Origin of the sequence: Chryseobacterium sp. 2987, assembly GCF_031456375.1 — a bacterium.
Taxonomy (GTDB): domain Bacteria; phylum Bacteroidota; class Bacteroidia; order Flavobacteriales; family Weeksellaceae; genus Chryseobacterium; species Chryseobacterium vaccae.
Map to the genome: position 1 here is coordinate 108,355 of NZ_JAVDUN010000007.1, position 15,651 is coordinate 124,005.

The following is a 15,651-nucleotide window of genomic DNA, read 5'->3' on the forward strand; positions in this document are numbered from 1 at the left end:
ACAATGTATAAAATGTTTAAATTTGCCTTAATTGATACTATATGGTTATGAGCAAAAAATGTGTTGCCGTTGTCATGGGAGGCTATTCAGACGAATATGTCGTTTCTTTAAAAAGCGGTCAGTTGATCTATGATTCTCTGGACAGAAATCTATATGATGTATATAAAGTAGTGATCCTTAAAGATGAATGGTATTTCTTAGACGAAAATGATAAAAAATATGAAATCAACAGGGGCGATTTCTCTGTAACATTAGATACCCATAAAACCCTGAAATTTGATGTCTGTTTTAACATTATCCACGGTACACCGGGCGAAAACGGAATTCTTCAGGCTTACTGGGACGCTATAGGACAAAAGTATACCGGCTGCGGTTTCTATCAGAGTGCTCTAACATTCAATAAAAAAGATACACTGGCTGTATTGTCAAAGTACGGAATTCCGGCTGCCAAAAGCATTTATTTAAGAAAAGGAGAAAACATCAATATCGATGAGATTACAGAAAGCCTTGGGCTTCCTCTTTTCGTAAAACCGAACCAATCCGGATCTTCTCTGGGAATTTCTAAAGTAAAAGAAAAATCTGAACTGATTGCTGCCACAGAAATTGCGTTCAAAGAGGATAACGAGATCCTGATTGAAAGTTTCCTGAACGGAATGGAAGTCTCCGTAGGAGTTATTGATTTTAAAGGCGAAACCATTGTTTTAGGAATCACTGAAATTGTTCCTACCAATGAATTCTTTGATTATGAAGCCAAATATGAAGGAGCTTCCGAAGAAATTACACCTGCAAGAATTGATGATGCAACCCGTCTGAGAGTGGAAGAAATTGCAAAAAGAGCATACAATTCATTAGGAATGAGCGGATTTTCAAGAAGCGAGTTTATTTTGATGGAAGGAATTCCTTACATGCTTGAAATGAATACCAATCCGGGCTTCTCTCCTGCCAGTATCCTGCCGCAACAGGCAAGACATTACGGAATCTCTATCATGGATCTTTGCGGAAACGAGGTAGAAAAAGCTTTACTTAAAAAATAGAAAGTAGAAGTTGTACATTATAGATATACAATAAAAATGTATCATTCATAATTTACAACTGAAAATTTATAATTCATACCATATGAAAATTGCTGTTTTCCCCGGATCGTTTGATCCTATTACTCTGGGACACTATGATATTATAGAAAGAGCGGCTCCGCTTTTTGACAAATTAATTATTGCAATCGGGCAGAATTCCCAGAAAAAATATATGTTCCCTCTTGAAAAAAGAATGGAATTTATTCAAAACTCAGTCGCTGAATTTCCCAATGTGGAAGTAGATTATTTTGAAGGATTAACGGTAGACTACTGTTTTGAAAAAAACGCCCAGTTCATCATCAGAGGATTAAGAAATCCTGCTGATTTTGAATTTGAGAAAGCCATCGCTCATACCAACAGAACACTGGCTCACAAAAAACTGGAAACGGTCTTTCTTTTGACCTCTTCCGGAAAATCATTCATCAGCAGCAGCATCGTCCGGGAGATCATCAATCACGGCGGAGAATACGAACTGCTGGTACCAGACTCGGTGAGGATAGAAAAATAAATGATTGGTAATGAGCAATAAGTAATTTTAGAACCATCTGGAATATAATAAAGATTTTTTAATCTGGAGAAAATCTTACATTTAAAAGCAGAATGTAAAGATTATAAAATAGTTAATTCGAATGATTACCGGATGAAATGGCATAATTTTTATTACCCATTGCTCATCATTCATTACTCACCATGATATGCACGAACAGTTTAATTTTGCCATAGAAGTTCTTGGAACCATTTCTTTTGCGATGTCAGGAAGTTTTGCTGCCATGCAGAAACGCCTTGATCCGTTTGGGGTGCTCATTATTGCCTTCGTTACCTCTGTAGGAGGAGGAACAGTAAGAGATCTTCTGCTGGACATTCCTGTTTTCTGGATGCATGATCTGTTGATGTGTGCCCTAATCCTGATCACCGCGATATTTGCCATGGTATTTAAATCCATTGAAAAGAACTTTAAGGTAACACTGTTCATTTTTGACAGCTTCGGACTGGGGCTTTTCACCATTATCGGGGTTCAGAAAGGATTAAATGCGGGTATTCACCCATTAATATGTATTGCTCTGGGGACGATTACTGGTTGTTTTGGAGGTATTATCCGGGATATTCTTCTGAACAGGATTCCTCTGATTTTCAGGAAAGAGATTTATGCTACCGCCTGTATTGTAGGAGGTTCTGCATTTCTCCTGATGACGAAATTCACTTCATTATCCTATACCTTTATACAGATTTTTACAATTATACTGATTGTTGCCATCAGAACACTTGCTGTGAAATATCAATGGCAGATGCCCAAATTTTATGGCTATGATCATAATTCTGAAATGTAACTGTAGTTTATTCAAAATAAAAAAGCACCTAAAATTAGGTGCTTTTGTTATATCTGCTAGAAGAATTTTCCTCTTTGTCTCATATTAGGGTTGTGCATATGTTTCTGCATCGTAGGCATTTTCAGCTGGTCTTTCATCATTTTGATCTGATCTGTCATCATTCCTGCGCTGTCTAACCTTTTTGCCTCATCCAGAAGTTTCTGGCCTTCCTGCTTTCTTCCTTTGGATATCGCAGCGGCTGCAAGATTTAAGGTAGCCATCGCCCGGTCATGTTTCATATTTAAACCATATTCCAAGGCTTTTTTCATTAAAGGCTCTACTTTCGTAGGATGTGCCTGAGCCTGCGTAAGACCTAAAAGATAGTGGTAATATCCGTATTGGGACTTATGAAGCTGTGCCTGGTAACTTGTGATGTGAGTTAACCATTCAGCGGCTTTTTCCATATTCTGTTTTCTCAGCTGCCAGAAAGCAAGGAGAATATATTCATTTTTAAAGAAAAGTAAGATCGGCAGTGAAGCAAGAAGGAATACAACGATCCCCCAGCCTAAACTTCTCGTAAAGAACATCATATAAAGTCCTAAAAGGATAAGAACTGCCGCAATTACAATTTTTATGTATTTATTCATTATTCAATTTTAGAAGTGCAAAGATAAAGAATTTAGAGGTTAGAACCCAGAACTTAGAACTTAGAATTTTTACAGTTCATCAGTCTTGATTCTTTCAAACGTCTGGAAACAGAAATCATAAGGATTTTTCTCATCCTTCTCATGACAGGTTTCATTTGTTTTTACCCAGACTTTACCATCCATTTCCGGAAAAAAGGTATCAGCCTCAATAGTTGCTTTAACGGTAGTAAGTTCAATCTTATCCGCAAGATCTATAGTCTGCTTATAAATATTCCCGCCACCGATAATAAATACTTCTTCATCAATTTTTTTAGCAAATTTCAGGGCTTCTTTGATGCTTCCAACAATTAAAATACCTTCTTCAAACCAGTCATTCTTTCTTGAAATGACAATATTAGTACGTCCAGGGAGAGGCTTTCCTATACTTTCATACGTTTTTCTGCCCATCACTACAGGATGTCCCGAAGTGATATTTTTAAAATGTTTTAAATCTTTAGGAAGGTGCCATAGCATTTGGTTGTTGGAACCAATACCGCGGTTTTCTCCTATCGCCACCACTATTGTTATCATTCTAATAATTTTCTGCAAAATTAGCACATAATTTGTATATTTGATTAGCACAAAAAATTAAAAAAATAAACTATGAAAAATAAAGGCTGCCTGAGCGCAGGAACTATCGGTATTGCGCTGCTTATCATTGTTGCAGTTATTTTCTTCTGGGGAAAAAGCGGCTACAACAATTTCGTCGGAAAAGAGCAGAACGTAGATGCTAAATGGTCTAATATTGAGACTGTTTACCAGAAAAGAGCCAATCTTATTCCTAATCTGGAAAGAACCATTAAATCGTACTCTAAATTCGAGCAGGAAACTTTAACAAAAGTAGTGGAAGCCCGTTCCAAGGCAACTTCTATCAACATTGACCCTTCGAATATGACTGAAGCTGATATGGCAAAATTCCAGGCAGCACAGGGAGAATTATCCGGAGCATTAAGCAGATTGATGGCCGTAGTGGAATCTTATCCGAACTTAAAAGCGGACCAACAGTACATTAACTTCCAGAGAGAATATACAGCGATTGAAAACAGCATCAGAACCGAAACGGTATATTATAACGATGCTGCTAAAGATTACAACACATCCATCAAAACGTTCCCGAATAACATTCTGGCCAATTTTACCAACTTTAAAGAAAAACCTTATTTCAAGGCAGAAGCCGGAGCTAATAAAGCGCCTGAAGTATTCAAAGATGAATAAATTCCTGACCCATCAGCAGATTAATTCCCTCGTGGAAACGATAAAATCGGCAGAAGAATATTCTACAGGTGAAATCAGAGTGCACATAGACTCTAATACGGAAGACCAAAATGCAAAAACGGCATTTGAAGTTTTCAGAGAACTCTGTATGAATAAAACTGCTGACAGGAATGCTGTGCTTTTTCATGTCAATTTTGAGAAAAAATATCTGGCCATTATTGGGGATATCGGAATTCATGAAAAAGTACACCAATCCTATTGGGACCATCTTCATGATTATATCACCGCTGAATTTGCCAAAGGAAATTATTACAAAGCGCTGAAAAGTGCTATTCTGGAAACCGGTATTGAGCTAAAAAAATATTTTCCCATACAGGGAGAAAACCCCAACCAACTCCCAAATGAAATTACGTTCTCTTAAAATAGTATTTTCATTGATGATGCTCTGCTTTTACACTTTTGTATCAGCACAGTATACCATTCCCCCAAAGCCACCGGTTCTTTATCCTGTTGTGGATGAAGCCGGGCTGCTTACCCAGCAGGAAAAAAACGAACTGAACAATAAGCTGATTAAATTTGCAGACTCTACCTCAACGGAAATTGAAGTGATCATCATTCGATCTACCAAAGGAGAAGACATTAACTTTCTGGCAACAATGTTTGGGGAAAAATGGGGAATCGGAAAAAAAGGGGTGGATAACGGCGTTGTCTTCCTGATCGCATCTGAAGACCGAACCATGGCTATCCAGCAGGGACGAGCTATAGAACAATACTTGACCGCTTCTGTAGCAGGGCAGATCATTGATTATATTGTGACCCCTCATTTCAGACAGGGGAACTGGTATGAAGGGATCAACCGTGGGACTTCAGCAATCATGGAAGCTGTTGAGGGAAAATTTAAACCAACGGAAACCTCATCACCTTCCGGTAATGGAAGCGCTTTCAAAGTACTCATTATTGCATTTGTTATTTTCATCATTATCGCTATTCTCTTCGGAAACAAAGGAGGCGGACGTGGTGGTGGCGGTGGAAATTATGATGACGATGACGTGATCATCACCAGACGCGGACGCAGAAATTATCCGGGTGGGTTCTTTCCTTTCCCCGGAGGCTTCGGAGGAGGCGGTTTCGGCGGCGGAAGTTCAGGCGGAGGAGGAGGCTTTGGCGGCTTCGGAGGAGGCGGAAGCTTTGGCGGCGGCGGGGCATCCGGCGGATGGTAACCCAACAATATTTAAAATTCAACATAATCGGACTAAACAGTCCGATTTTTTATTTAAAATACTAAAAAACAAACCTTTCTTTATCCTTTTTAACATTAAATTCCGTTTTACATATTAAAAAATTAACAAATCAACACAAAAACTGGTTTTAATTCAAAAATTTTTCGTTATATTTACTGAAAACAGGTTTATGAAGAAGACGCTGGTAGTTTTTGCCCATCCTTATCTGGAGCACTCCAATTCGAATGTGGAGCTCATTAATTTCTATGTCCGCCACCAGCATTACACTTTAAGAGATCTCTATGAAGAATATCCTGATTTTCATATTGCCGCTTTCAGGGAAAGAAAACGTCTGAAAAATTATGACCGTTTTATATTCCAGTTTCCTCTTATCTGGTTTGGGATGCCTCCTCTGCTGAGACTGTGGATTGATGAAGTTTTTGACAGGGACTGGCTGAAGGAAGGCGAACACAATCCATTAGAAGGAAAAGAAGTCTATATCCTTGTCACCACCGGCGGAAAAGAAAGATCATTCAGTAAAAACGGGACCTATCAGTATACCGTTGATGAACTGATCAGCGGGCTGATTGTATCATTAAAAGTCTTCAAAGCAGATATCAGACATCTTAAGATTGTATACGAAGCCAATAAACTCAGCAAAAAAGAAATTATTTTACACAAAAAAGAATTTACAGAACTTTTGAATCAATAGCCTATGGAATCCAGCTTAGCAATGAATACATTAATTTTTCTGGGAGTAGCCATCATTATGGTTCCGCTCGCCAGAAAATTTGGGCTGAGTTCTGTGATCGGCTATATTTTAGGCGGAATCATCATAGGCCCTTATGTTCTCAGGCTTACGGGAAAAGACGTTAATGATATTATGCACGCCAGTGAATTCGGGGTTATTATGCTTCTCTTTCTGGTAGGACTGGAACTGGAGCCCCGGAAGTTCTGGGAAATGCGGAAAAAGATCATGGGACTGGGGCTTACTCAAATGATTCTCACGATTTCATTGTTATTTCTGGTATTCATAAGTGCAGGATGGAGAATAGATAAGGCTGTTGCCGTTGCCATGTGCTTTGCATTGTCTTCCACAGCCATTGTTTTGCAGACCCTTCAGGAAAAGAATAACTTTAAAACAATGGCAGGAGAAGCTTCCTTCTCGACGCTCCTGTTCCAGGATATTGCTGTAATTCCTATTCTGGCTATTCTGCCGCTTATCGCCAATTATAAAGCAACACATCATGATAACGAGATTCAGATCCTTATTCAGAAACTTCCGGAATGGCTTCAGGCAGCTACGGTGATCTTTGGCGTTGCCTTTCTGATCCTTTTAGGCAGGTATGTATTTGTTCCTTTCTTACGATATGTTTCCAAATCCGGAATGACAGAACTTCTGACCGCTTCCTCCCTGTTTCTGGTAATCGGGGTTTCCGAGCTGATGGTTGCCATTGGTCTCTCCCCGGCTTTGGGTGCTTTCCTTGCGGGAGTAATGCTCGCCAACAGTGAATTCAGGCATGAGCTGGAAGCACAGATCAATCCTTTCAAAGGTCTTTTATTGGCCGTTTTTTTTGTAAGTGTGGGATCAACAATCAATTTCAATATTATTCAGAATGATCCTTTATTTATTTTCAGTACAGTATTGGCCGTACTTTTTGTAAAATTTACGGTTCTGTATGCTATTGGAAAGTTTTTTAGAATTGATACACCACAGAGCCTGTTTTATGCTTTTGCGCTGTCTCAGGTTGGCGAATTCGCTTTTGTATTAATCAATTATGCTACAGATCTTTATCTTTTAGGACCTGAGCTCAACGCACAGATGATGGCGGTGACAGCAATTACCATGTGTATTACTCCTATTCTTCTGATCATCAATGATAAATTCATTACTCCTAAATTTATTAAAGAAATTCCGGAAGGAGAACATGATTATAATATTCTGGACAGCGATGTAAGCCAGAAGAAGATCATTATTGTAGGTTTCGGACACTTCGGCAGCACGGTGGGGCGTCTTTTAAAAGCCAATAAAATTTCAGCAACCGTTCTGGACAGAGATTCGGATCGTGTAAAATTATTGAGAAGCTACGGGTTTAAAGTCTATTACGGAGATGCAACAAGAATCCCTATTTTAAGGGCAGCCGGTATTGAAGACGCTGAAATTCTAGTTTTATGTCTTGATGACCCCGATGATAATAAGTTCATTGCCGATCTGGTACGCGAACATTATCCAACGGTAAAGATATTTGTAAGGGCAAAAAACAGAATCGATGCTTATGATTACCTCAACAACGGAATCAATCATATCTACCGGGAAACCTTAGGAACTGCCGTAGATATGGCTGTAGATGTACTCCACGAAACTGGTATGAGAAAATATGCAGCAAGGCGACTCGGCCAGAGATTCATGGCTATAGATAAAGCCTCAATCAGAAGACTGGCTAAAGCAAAGGATAGTGATGATGAAATTTTATTATTCACCACAAAAGAAATTCTTCAGCGTGAAGAAGAGCTGCTGGCATATGACAATCTGAATTTTGACCACAAGGGCTGGGAAGGTTCCTCGTCTGCCGAAGATGAAGACGAGGATAACCCAGATTAACTTTATTGAATGCTTACGCTTCCGCCACTACTCTCTTCTTTGGTTACGTTTTGAAGTGGACCTTTTTTGGAAATATCCACACTTCCACCGGAAGATGCCTCAGCTTTTACACTGGAAACCGCACTGATCTGCACACTTGCCCCACTAGATGCTTCTGCTTTCACATGATCTGCAACGACACCTGATGCAGAAACGCTGCTGCCTGAAGATGAACTGATATCCGCATTTTTAGTTTTTCCGGAAATATCAATGCTGGCTCCTGAAGAAGCATCAATATCAAGATCTACAGCCCAGATTTTTCCGCTGAAATTACTGCTGCTGTCTGTAGTAATATCAAAATCATTAGCTTCCAGATCACCGGTAATATTTCCGGCACTTGAGATCTCAATATTGGTTTTTTCCTGGGTAAATTTATCTTTCACTGTAATTTTTGCCGCTGAATTAGCATTCAGTCTGGTAAAATCTTTAGTATAGATCTTCGCTGTAACTTTATTGATATTCATCACTCTGATTCCCGGTTTGTAATGGATATGCAGTTTTCCGCCGCTGTTATCCACAAGGATTTCATTGATGATGTTTTCAGGGGCAGAAATAACTACTCTTTCCGTTTCAGATTTAATGATTTCAGCATCTATCGCCTGTGAAACCTCAATTTCGTCAAAATCACCACTGAATTCTTTCTGTTTAATCGGGCCGCTTTCTTTATTGATCACTTTCTCTACCCAGCCATTATTTTCCCTGTTTTTTTTCTCATGCCTTTCGTTGCATGATGCTAACAGCACAAAGGCTGACAGAATAAAAAGATTCCTTGATTTCATGTTTACTACTTTTATAAATTAAGTTTTTAATATCTTTATACTTTAATAACAACTAATTTATGAAAAATATTTCATCGGTATTGTTAATTTCTGCTTTGGCACTTAACCAATCTTGTACTACAATGAAGAAAACCGATACTCAACAGGAGGCTCCTGTTACCGATCCGTCTTTATCTTCCAATCCTTTTATGAAGAAGAGCAAGCTTCAATATGAAGCACCGGAATTCAATAAAATTAAGAACGAACACTTCAAACCGGCATTTGACTTCGGACTAAAGCAGCAGGATGCTGAAATTCTGAAGATCGCCAATAATCCGGAAGCTCCTACTTTTGAAAATACAATTGTTGCCCTAGAAAAAAGCGGTGAAGTATTAAAAAGAGCGGTTATTGTATTCTCTAACCTTACCAGCGCTAATACCAACCCTACCCTTCAGGCTTTAGACGAAGAATATGCTCCTATATTTGCAGCACATTCTGATAAAATGTACCTGAACGAAAACCTATACAAAAGAATCAAATCGATAAAAGAAGACGGTCTGGATGCTGAAGGAAAAAGACTGGTACAATACTACAAACAGAATTTTGAAATTGCAGGTGCCAACCTTTCTGCAGCGGACAAAGAGAAGCTAAAGCAAATCAATCAGGAACTGGCTTCACTTTCTACACAATATTCCAATAAATTACTGGAAGCAAGAAAACAAGGAGGTGTATTTTTCTCGGATGCCAAAGAATTAGACGGACTTTCTGCTGATGAAATTGCAGCGGCTGCAGCTGATGCCAAAACGGCGGGCCAGCCCGGAAAATATCTTCTGGCCCTTCAGAATACTACCCAACAGCCTCTTCTTCAGAATATGAAAAACAGAGCTTCCAGAGAAAAGCTGTTCAAAGCTTCATGGCAGCGTGCTGAAAAAGGTGATGCAAGTGATACCAGAGAAACCATTGAAAAGCTAGCTGCTCTAAGACTGAAAAAAGCTCAGACGTTAGGCAAGAAAAGCTTTGCAGACTGGAAACTTCAGGACCAGATGGCCAAAACACCTGAAGCAGCTACAAAACTGATGAACCAAATTGCTTTTCCGGCTGTAGAAACGGCAAAGCGTGAAGCTAAAGATATTCAGGATCTGATCGATCAGCAGAAAGGAGGATTCAAGGTAGAGCCTTGGGACTGGAATTTCTATGCCGAGCAGGTAAGAAAAGCGAAATATGATCTTGATGAAAACCAGATCAAGCCTTATTTTGAAGTAACAACAGTTCTGGAAAAAGGAGTTTTCTATGCTGCAGAAAAATTTTATGGCCTTACTTTCAAAAAGAGAACAGATCTTCCGGTGTATCACCCTGATGTGGTAACCTATGAAGTTTTTGATCATGACGGAAAATCTATTGCCATCTACTATCTTGATTTCTATACGAGAGATTCTAAAAATGGGGGTGCATGGATGAGTAATTTTGTAGAACAGTCTTACCTTTTAGGAACAAAACCGGTGATTGTTAACTGTTATAATTATCAGAAGCCAGCTCCGGGAAAACCTTCCCTTATCAGCTATGACGATGTATCTACGATGTTCCACGAGTTCGGGCACTCTATTCATGGGATGTTTGCAAGCCAGAAATATCCATCTCTATCAGGAACCAATGTACCGAGAGACTTTGTGGAATTCCCTTCCCAAATCAACGAGCACTGGGCTTTAGATCCGGTAGTGCTTAAAAATTATGCGCTTCATTATGAAACCAAGCAGCCTATTCCTCAGGCTTTGGTAGATAAGATTAAAAAAGCATCAACCTTTAATCAGGGTTATATGACGACAGAACTTGTTTCTGCCGCTGCTTTGGATATGGATTGGCACACCGTAACCAATGAAAGCCAGCTGATCCCGGTTTTAGATTTTGAAAAACAATCATTGAACAACCACGGATTTACTTTGGCAACCGTTCCGCCAAGATACCACACTCCTTATTTCGCTCACATCTGGGGTGGAGGCTATTCAGCAGGGTATTACGCTTACCTGTGGTCTGAAACTCTTGACAATGATGCATGGGAATGGATTAAAAATAACGGAGGGCTTACAAGAGAAAACGGTGACCGTTTCAGAAAATATATTCTTTCTGTAGGAAATTCCGTAGATCTTAACCAGGCCTTCAGAGATTTCACGGGACATGATCCGGATATCAAACCTTTATTAAGAAGCAGAGGTTTTATTAAATAAATCAACAGGAAGCATTCTTCGGAATGCTTCTTTTTTTATGCTGGAAGATTATATATTTCTCTTATTTTTCAGACACTAATTCACTAATAAAAAATTCGTGCATCAGTGGCAATAAAATACTACATCAAAGCAGAATGTTTCAGAACCTTCAGCTACAGAAATACAAATCCTAAACGTATTATAAGGGAATTATCCCGCGATATTCATTATTTTTGCCCTTCAACCAATAAAATACAACACTATGGACTGTCCCTGCTGTTCTGGAAAACCGTATGAAGAATGCTGCAGCCCTTATCACAAAGGAGAACAGCATGCTCCTACAGCCGAAGCGTTAATGCGTTCACGGTTTTCGGCATTTGCCATTCCCAACGGGGAATATCTTATGGAAACCACCCTTCCCGGAAAACGAAAATTTCATAACAAAAAGGATCTTCAGGAGTGGGGCGAGATCAATGAATGGACAAAACTGGAAATTATCCGGACCCCGGCATTAAATCATGTAGAGTTTAAGGCCTATTATACGGATCAGGACGGACAGCAGCAGCTCCACCACGAGTTTTCCGTATTCCAGAAAATGCATGAGCGATGGTATTATGTTTCAGGTGAATTTTTAAGTTAATAAGATATGAAGAAGATGATTTACATGACACTGATGCTGATTTGCAGCTTCAGTTTTTTCAATGCCCAAAGCAATGATGACAAAAAGCAGATTTCAGTGGCAGTTACTGATATTTTGAAAGGTTTTCAAACGAAAAATGCTGATCTTTTAAACAGGTATGTGAACCAAGATTATGGGGTGGGAATTCTGTTTAAAAGTGCGGGAGATCTGGGGTTTGTCCTTAATGAAGAGGTGGATTTCAATATGTCTTTAGGATATATTCAGAAATCATGGAATATCCGCAACCAATTTCCATTACAGTTCGGGCCAGCTCCGGAGTACGACAGCAAAAATAAAAAATGGAAAAAGGAAGGTTTATCTGTAGAACTTAATTCCAATATTGTGAATCAATATGCCGATGACTTCCTGGAGCAGTATTCAGTAAAGGATCAGACTATTTTCAAAATCAATACCGATCCGAAGAATACCGTTTTTGTAAAGCTTGCCGAAAACACTAAAGAAAATGCTCCCATCAACGGATTCAGATGTATCCTGACCAAAATAAATGCACAGTGGTATCTTACCTTTATTGATGTCACAGAATATGATGCTGAATAAATAACCACCACTACAAAATAGAGTATGAAAAAGATATTAGCGGGCATCAGCCTGATTTCGCTTATAATAAGCTGTAAAAAAGAATCTGCCTCACCATCTGCGGAAACAAAAAAAGATACCATTCAGCAGAAAGTCTCAAACCTGAAGGCAGAAATCAGTGATTTTAAAGAAGCACAGCAGGTGGACAATGTCAACGACGTTCCTTTTGAAGTGTATTCCAAAATGGATTCCGTTTCATTTTATACAGAACCAAAAGCAGATGCCAAAGTTTTAAGGATCAAAAATGATAAGCTGAATAATTATTACGGCTTCAACGACCTGAATGATTTTTTTGAAATTCACTACACCATAGCGTATCAGCCAAACAGGACAATCACCGCTTATGTTTCCAAGAAAGAATTCACGAAAGACTCCCAGCTTTCAGTTCAGGGTATTGATCTGAATGAAATCCGGAGCTCTACGGTGAAAGGAATGGATGATTTTAAAACCAAAACGTCAAAAAGTTATGCCGTGGTAAGCATGATTGATGAAGCAGCTTATGTTCAGGCGCAGAGCAAAAGTCTGAATGAGAGAATTTCTCCTAATCCGGAAGTTCATTTTGACGGAAAAGCCTGGAGCCTTAATTTCTTAAAAATCAATAAAAAGGAAGTGGATGAAGAAGCAGAATATACCAACCAGTATATCGGTTTTTCTCCGGTTACCCAAAGGGAATTCTTTGTGGGAGAGAACAGCTATAATACGGATAAGTACTACACGGCCTACCGTTCTTCCAAACAGGATGAAGGGATGACTTTTCTGGGTTATCCGGCGATCAATACAACACTGAAGCTTCTTGCCTGTGTAACCCCCAATAATGATGTTGGTTCAGACTTTACACTGACCCGGTACAATCCGAAAACAGACCGTTTTGAAAATCTGCTGTACATCAACTTTACCAATTTCAAGGCTATCGATTCCAAATCACTGGTCTGGGTAACCTCCAATATCCTTTATTTTAAAGTGACCCATCTGAACACCAATACTTCAGATCCGGCTCATAAAACAGAATATCTGAAAATTGAACTTACCGATAAAGGCTTTTAAACAGATCAACCGCAGTAAAAATACAGCGGTTGATTCTTTTTTAGTGTAAAAATATCCGGCAAAAACCGGATATTTATATTTTTTAGTGACCTTCTGTTCCGTCAATTCCGTGAGCGTGACCATGAGACAGCTCTTCTTCTGTTGCAGGACGAGTGTTTAAAACTTCTACTTCGAAATCCAAAACTTTACCTGCCATCGGATGGTTAAGATCTGCTACTACAGCTTCCGGAGTGATTTCTACCACAAATGCCTGGAAATTATTTCCCTGGTTATCAGATAATGGTAAAATAGCCCCGATAGGCGGAGTTCCTGATTCTTTAAACATCTCCATTGGCAATTGAACGATAGCATCAGGCTGTCTGTCACCGTAAGCTTCTTCCGGCTGAACGATAAAAGCAGCTTTATCACCTGCTTTCAATCCTAAGATGTTTTCTTCAAATTTTGGAATCATCATTCCCACACCATACAAAAATGTAAGTGGATTTTCTGTTGTTGTTTCTTCTGCAAGAACTTTACTTCCATCTTCTTCGATAGTGTGAAGGATGTATTTTACAGCTACAACGTGATTTTTTTCAATTGTCATACTTTTCTTTTTTGTCGTGAGTTCTTTCACGATTAATGATACAAATATACTGTTTTTGAAATGATTGTTCAGAGAAAAGAATTCAAAGAAAAATCTCCAGACAGCACCTTACTTTCCTTTTTCCTCTCTTTTTTTCTGTCTCAGTACAAAGAGGTATAAACTTTCAACTTTGGTTCTTGCCCAAGGCGTTTTTCTCAAAAATTTTAACGATGAATTGATACTGGGATTATCGGTAAAACATTTGATATTGATCTGTTCACCCAGCTTCTCAAAGCCTTCGTAATATTCTACCAGTTCTTCCAGAATGGCATCAAGTCTTTTTCCGTGTAAAGGATCTTTGGAGGGCTGCTGCATTGTTTATTTTTTTACAAAATTAAATTATTATAAGTTGATACGGAAATCCGGAATCCCGTATCGCAATTTTGTCCTTACCTTTGAGGGATGAAAATTCTGCACACCGCCGACTGGCATTTAGGAAAACGCCTGGACCGCTTCTCCCGTATGGAAGAGCAGGTTCTGGTTATGCAAGAAATCGCCGATATTGCTGATGAACAAAATGCCGATATAATTCTGGTAGCCGGCGATCTTTTTGATAATTTCAATCCCGGCGTAGAAGCTGTTGAACTATTTTATAAAACCCTGAAACAGCTTTCCCGTAATGGCAGCCGTCCGGTTATTGCCATTTCAGGCAACCATGACTCTCCTAATCTGATTGATGCTCCGGATCCTTTGGCCCGGGAATGCGGAATTATTCTGATTGGTCATCCCAGAGCCCACATCACTCCTATTAAAACCGAATATTTTGAAGTTACCCGCTCCAAGGAAGGATTTATAGAACTGGAAATTGGAAATCTGGATTTTCCGGTAAGAATTCTGCATACTCCTTATGCGAATGAGGCCCGTTTAAAAGAATATTTCGGAGAAAATAAAGAGGAAGAGATCAATAAAGTACTTTCGGATACCTGGAAGACGCTGGCTGAGGAATTTTGCGATGATGCAGGCGTCAATCTTCTGACGGCCCATTTGTATATGAATAAAAAAGACGGCCCTGTTTTAGAGGAACCGGAAGGGGAAAAACCAATCAGGATCGGAAATGCGGATATGATCTATTCAGATTGTATTCCAGAGCAAATTCAGTATACCGCACTTGGGCACCTTCACGGTTTCAGGAATATAGGAACAGCAGAAAAGCCTGTAATTTATTCTTCATCACCACTTTGCTACAGCTTCAGTGAGGCCGGACAAACCAAATATGTTTCGATGGTTGAAGCTTTCCCGGGAAAAAATGTTTCTGTTGAAAAAAAGCCCCTGAAAAACGGAAAAGCTTTGGTACGGAAAATATTCAGCAATGTTGAAGATACCGTTCAGTGGCTGAAGGAAAACCCAAATACTTTTATTGAACTTACTCTGGAAAGCGAAACCTTTATCACTGCCGATGAAAGGAAACTGCTTTACCAATCTCATACCGGTATTGTTCACCTGATCCCGAAAATAAAAAACCTCAACCCTGCAGAAGACCAATCTCACGAAATGAATTTAAGCCAGAATATAGAAACTTTATTCAACGATTATTTTAAATCAAAAAACGGTGGCCAGGAAGCCAATGAAGAACTGATGAATTTGTTTAACGAAATTTTAAATCCATAA

The 15,651-nt window shown here is 39.2% G+C and carries 18 protein-coding genes; 13 read left to right on the top strand and 5 right to left on the bottom strand.

Features of this window, described 5'->3' with window-relative positions; genetic code table 11:
- Nucleotides 1–47: 47 nt before the first annotated feature.
- The 3 genes from J2Y40_RS19675 to J2Y40_RS19685 all read left to right on the top strand — a co-directional run bounded on the left by J2Y40_RS19675 (nt 48) and on the right by J2Y40_RS19685 (nt 2,401).
- On the top strand, nt 48–1,034 hold the full coding sequence (locus J2Y40_RS19675) for a D-alanine--D-alanine ligase (RefSeq protein ID WP_153398028.1): 987 nt from the start codon (nt 48–50) through the stop codon (nt 1,032–1,034).
- 82 nt (nt 1,035–1,116) lie between these two features.
- Nucleotides 1,117–1,581 carry a pantetheine-phosphate adenylyltransferase gene (gene coaD / locus J2Y40_RS19680; protein ID WP_153398026.1) on the top strand — a complete coding sequence of 155 codons (465 nt, stop codon included), beginning with the start codon at nt 1,117–1,119 and terminating at the stop codon, nt 1,579–1,581.
- A 187-nt stretch (nt 1,582–1,768) separates the two neighbouring features.
- Nucleotides 1,769–2,401: a trimeric intracellular cation channel family protein gene (locus J2Y40_RS19685; RefSeq protein WP_153398024.1), complete on the top strand. Its 633-nt coding sequence runs from the start codon at nt 1,769–1,771 to the stop codon at nt 2,399–2,401.
- 56 nt (nt 2,402–2,457) lie between these two features.
- Here the strand turns inward: J2Y40_RS19685 and J2Y40_RS19690 are convergent, their stop codons facing one another.
- Together J2Y40_RS19690 and J2Y40_RS19695 are read right to left on the bottom strand one after the other, a co-directional pair.
- Nucleotides 2,458–3,027: a DUF2892 domain-containing protein gene (locus J2Y40_RS19690; protein ID WP_153398022.1), complete on the bottom strand. Its 570-nt coding sequence runs from the start codon at nt 3,025–3,027 to the stop codon at nt 2,458–2,460.
- Nucleotides 3,028–3,096: 69 nt separating this feature from the next.
- Nucleotides 3,097–3,597, bottom strand: a complete 501-nt coding sequence (locus J2Y40_RS19695) for a dihydrofolate reductase (protein WP_153398020.1) — start codon at nt 3,595–3,597, stop codon at nt 3,097–3,099.
- A 72-nt stretch (nt 3,598–3,669) separates the two neighbouring features.
- On the opposite strand from J2Y40_RS19695, the gene J2Y40_RS19700 reads away from it, so the two are divergent.
- The 5 genes from J2Y40_RS19700 (at nt 3,670) to J2Y40_RS19720 (ending at nt 8,103) form a co-directional block, all read left to right on the top strand.
- Nucleotides 3,670–4,281, top strand: a complete 612-nt coding sequence (locus tag J2Y40_RS19700; RefSeq protein WP_153398018.1) for a LemA family protein — start codon at nt 3,670–3,672, stop codon at nt 4,279–4,281.
- Nucleotides 4,274–4,702, top strand: coding sequence for a TPM domain-containing protein (locus tag J2Y40_RS19705; RefSeq protein WP_153398016.1), 429 nt, complete (start codon nt 4,274–4,276; stop codon nt 4,700–4,702). The genes J2Y40_RS19700 and J2Y40_RS19705 overlap by 8 nt, the downstream gene beginning before the upstream one ends.
- Complete coding sequence (locus J2Y40_RS19710; protein ID WP_153398014.1) at nt 4,683–5,501, top strand: YgcG family protein; 819 nt, start codon at nt 4,683–4,685, stop codon at nt 5,499–5,501. The genes J2Y40_RS19705 and J2Y40_RS19710 overlap by 20 nt, the downstream gene beginning before the upstream one ends.
- A 190-nt stretch (nt 5,502–5,691) precedes the next feature.
- Nucleotides 5,692–6,213, top strand: a complete 522-nt coding sequence (locus J2Y40_RS19715) for an NAD(P)H-dependent oxidoreductase (protein ID WP_153398012.1) — start codon at nt 5,692–5,694, stop codon at nt 6,211–6,213.
- 3 nt (nt 6,214–6,216) lie between these two features.
- Nucleotides 6,217–8,103, top strand: a complete 1,887-nt coding sequence (locus J2Y40_RS19720) for a monovalent cation:proton antiporter-2 (CPA2) family protein (protein ID WP_153398010.1) — start codon at nt 6,217–6,219, stop codon at nt 8,101–8,103.
- 2 nt (nt 8,104–8,105) lie between these two features.
- On the opposite strand, the gene J2Y40_RS19725 is transcribed toward J2Y40_RS19720, so the two are convergent.
- A complete protein-coding gene (locus J2Y40_RS19725; RefSeq protein ID WP_153398008.1) occupies nt 8,106–8,921 on the bottom strand; it encodes a head GIN domain-containing protein in 816 nt (271 codons plus the stop codon).
- Between the two features lie 59 nt (nt 8,922–8,980).
- On the opposite strand from J2Y40_RS19725, the gene J2Y40_RS19730 reads away from it, so the two are divergent.
- The 4 genes from J2Y40_RS19730 (at nt 8,981) to J2Y40_RS19745 (ending at nt 13,421) form a co-directional block, all read left to right on the top strand.
- Nucleotides 8,981–11,122, top strand: coding sequence for a M3 family metallopeptidase (locus J2Y40_RS19730; protein ID WP_310000890.1), 2,142 nt, complete (start codon nt 8,981–8,983; stop codon nt 11,120–11,122).
- A 241-nt stretch (nt 11,123–11,363) separates the two neighbouring features.
- Nucleotides 11,364–11,741, top strand: coding sequence for a YchJ family protein (locus tag J2Y40_RS19735; RefSeq protein ID WP_153398004.1), 378 nt, complete (start codon nt 11,364–11,366; stop codon nt 11,739–11,741).
- Between the two features lie 6 nt (nt 11,742–11,747).
- The gene (locus J2Y40_RS19740) at nt 11,748–12,338 is read left to right on the top strand and encodes a hypothetical protein (protein ID WP_310000891.1); all 591 of its coding nucleotides are present in this window, start codon (nt 11,748–11,750) and stop codon (nt 12,336–12,338) included.
- Nucleotides 12,339–12,362: 24 nt separating this feature from the next.
- Entirely contained in the window at nt 12,363–13,421 is a 1,059-nt protein-coding gene (locus tag J2Y40_RS19745) for a hypothetical protein (protein WP_310000892.1), read from the top strand.
- 82 nt (nt 13,422–13,503) lie between these two features.
- Here the strand turns inward: J2Y40_RS19745 and J2Y40_RS19750 are convergent, their stop codons facing one another.
- The gene (locus J2Y40_RS19750; protein WP_153397999.1) at nt 13,504–14,004 is read right to left on the bottom strand and encodes a peptidylprolyl isomerase; all 501 of its coding nucleotides are present in this window, start codon (nt 14,002–14,004) and stop codon (nt 13,504–13,506) included.
- Nucleotides 14,005–14,112: 108 nt separating this feature from the next.
- Nucleotides 14,113–14,358, bottom strand: coding sequence for a VF530 family DNA-binding protein (locus J2Y40_RS19755; protein ID WP_153397997.1), 246 nt, complete (start codon nt 14,356–14,358; stop codon nt 14,113–14,115).
- An 87-nt stretch (nt 14,359–14,445) separates the two neighbouring features.
- Here J2Y40_RS19755 and J2Y40_RS19760 point away from each other — a divergent pair, with 87 nt between their 5' ends.
- A complete protein-coding gene (locus J2Y40_RS19760; protein WP_153397995.1) occupies nt 14,446–15,651 on the top strand; it encodes an exonuclease subunit SbcD in 1,206 nt (401 codons plus the stop codon).

Excerpts from the sequence above, each read along its gene's own strand:
- J2Y40_RS19675 (WP_153398028.1), top strand. The coding sequence starts at position 48 with ATGAGCAAAAAATGTGTTGCCGTTGTCATGGGAGGCTATTCAGACGAA.
- coaD (WP_153398026.1), top strand. The coding sequence starts at position 1,117 with ATGAAAATTGCTGTTTTCCCCGGATCGTTTGATCCTATTACTCTGGGA.
- J2Y40_RS19685 (WP_153398024.1), top strand. The coding sequence starts at position 1,769 with ATGCACGAACAGTTTAATTTTGCCATAGAAGTTCTTGGAACCATTTCT.
- J2Y40_RS19690 (WP_153398022.1), bottom strand. The coding sequence starts at position 3,027 with ATGAATAAATACATAAAAATTGTAATTGCGGCAGTTCTTATCCTTTTA.
- J2Y40_RS19695 (WP_153398020.1), bottom strand. The coding sequence starts at position 3,597 with ATGATAACAATAGTGGTGGCGATAGGAGAAAACCGCGGTATTGGTTCC.
- J2Y40_RS19700 (WP_153398018.1), top strand. The coding sequence starts at position 3,670 with ATGAAAAATAAAGGCTGCCTGAGCGCAGGAACTATCGGTATTGCGCTG.
- J2Y40_RS19705 (WP_153398016.1), top strand. The coding sequence starts at position 4,274 with ATGAATAAATTCCTGACCCATCAGCAGATTAATTCCCTCGTGGAAACG.
- J2Y40_RS19710 (WP_153398014.1), top strand. The coding sequence starts at position 4,683 with ATGAAATTACGTTCTCTTAAAATAGTATTTTCATTGATGATGCTCTGC.
- J2Y40_RS19715 (WP_153398012.1), top strand. The coding sequence starts at position 5,692 with ATGAAGAAGACGCTGGTAGTTTTTGCCCATCCTTATCTGGAGCACTCC.
- J2Y40_RS19720 (WP_153398010.1), top strand. The coding sequence starts at position 6,217 with ATGGAATCCAGCTTAGCAATGAATACATTAATTTTTCTGGGAGTAGCC.
- J2Y40_RS19725 (WP_153398008.1), bottom strand. The coding sequence starts at position 8,921 with ATGAAATCAAGGAATCTTTTTATTCTGTCAGCCTTTGTGCTGTTAGCA.
- J2Y40_RS19730 (WP_310000890.1), top strand. The coding sequence starts at position 8,981 with ATGAAAAATATTTCATCGGTATTGTTAATTTCTGCTTTGGCACTTAAC.
- J2Y40_RS19735 (WP_153398004.1), top strand. The coding sequence starts at position 11,364 with ATGGACTGTCCCTGCTGTTCTGGAAAACCGTATGAAGAATGCTGCAGC.
- J2Y40_RS19740 (WP_310000891.1), top strand. The coding sequence starts at position 11,748 with ATGAAGAAGATGATTTACATGACACTGATGCTGATTTGCAGCTTCAGT.
- J2Y40_RS19745 (WP_310000892.1), top strand. The coding sequence starts at position 12,363 with ATGAAAAAGATATTAGCGGGCATCAGCCTGATTTCGCTTATAATAAGC.
- J2Y40_RS19750 (WP_153397999.1), bottom strand. The coding sequence starts at position 14,004 with ATGACAATTGAAAAAAATCACGTTGTAGCTGTAAAATACATCCTTCAC.
- J2Y40_RS19755 (WP_153397997.1), bottom strand. The coding sequence starts at position 14,358 with ATGCAGCAGCCCTCCAAAGATCCTTTACACGGAAAAAGACTTGATGCC.
- J2Y40_RS19760 (WP_153397995.1), top strand. The coding sequence starts at position 14,446 with ATGAAAATTCTGCACACCGCCGACTGGCATTTAGGAAAACGCCTGGAC.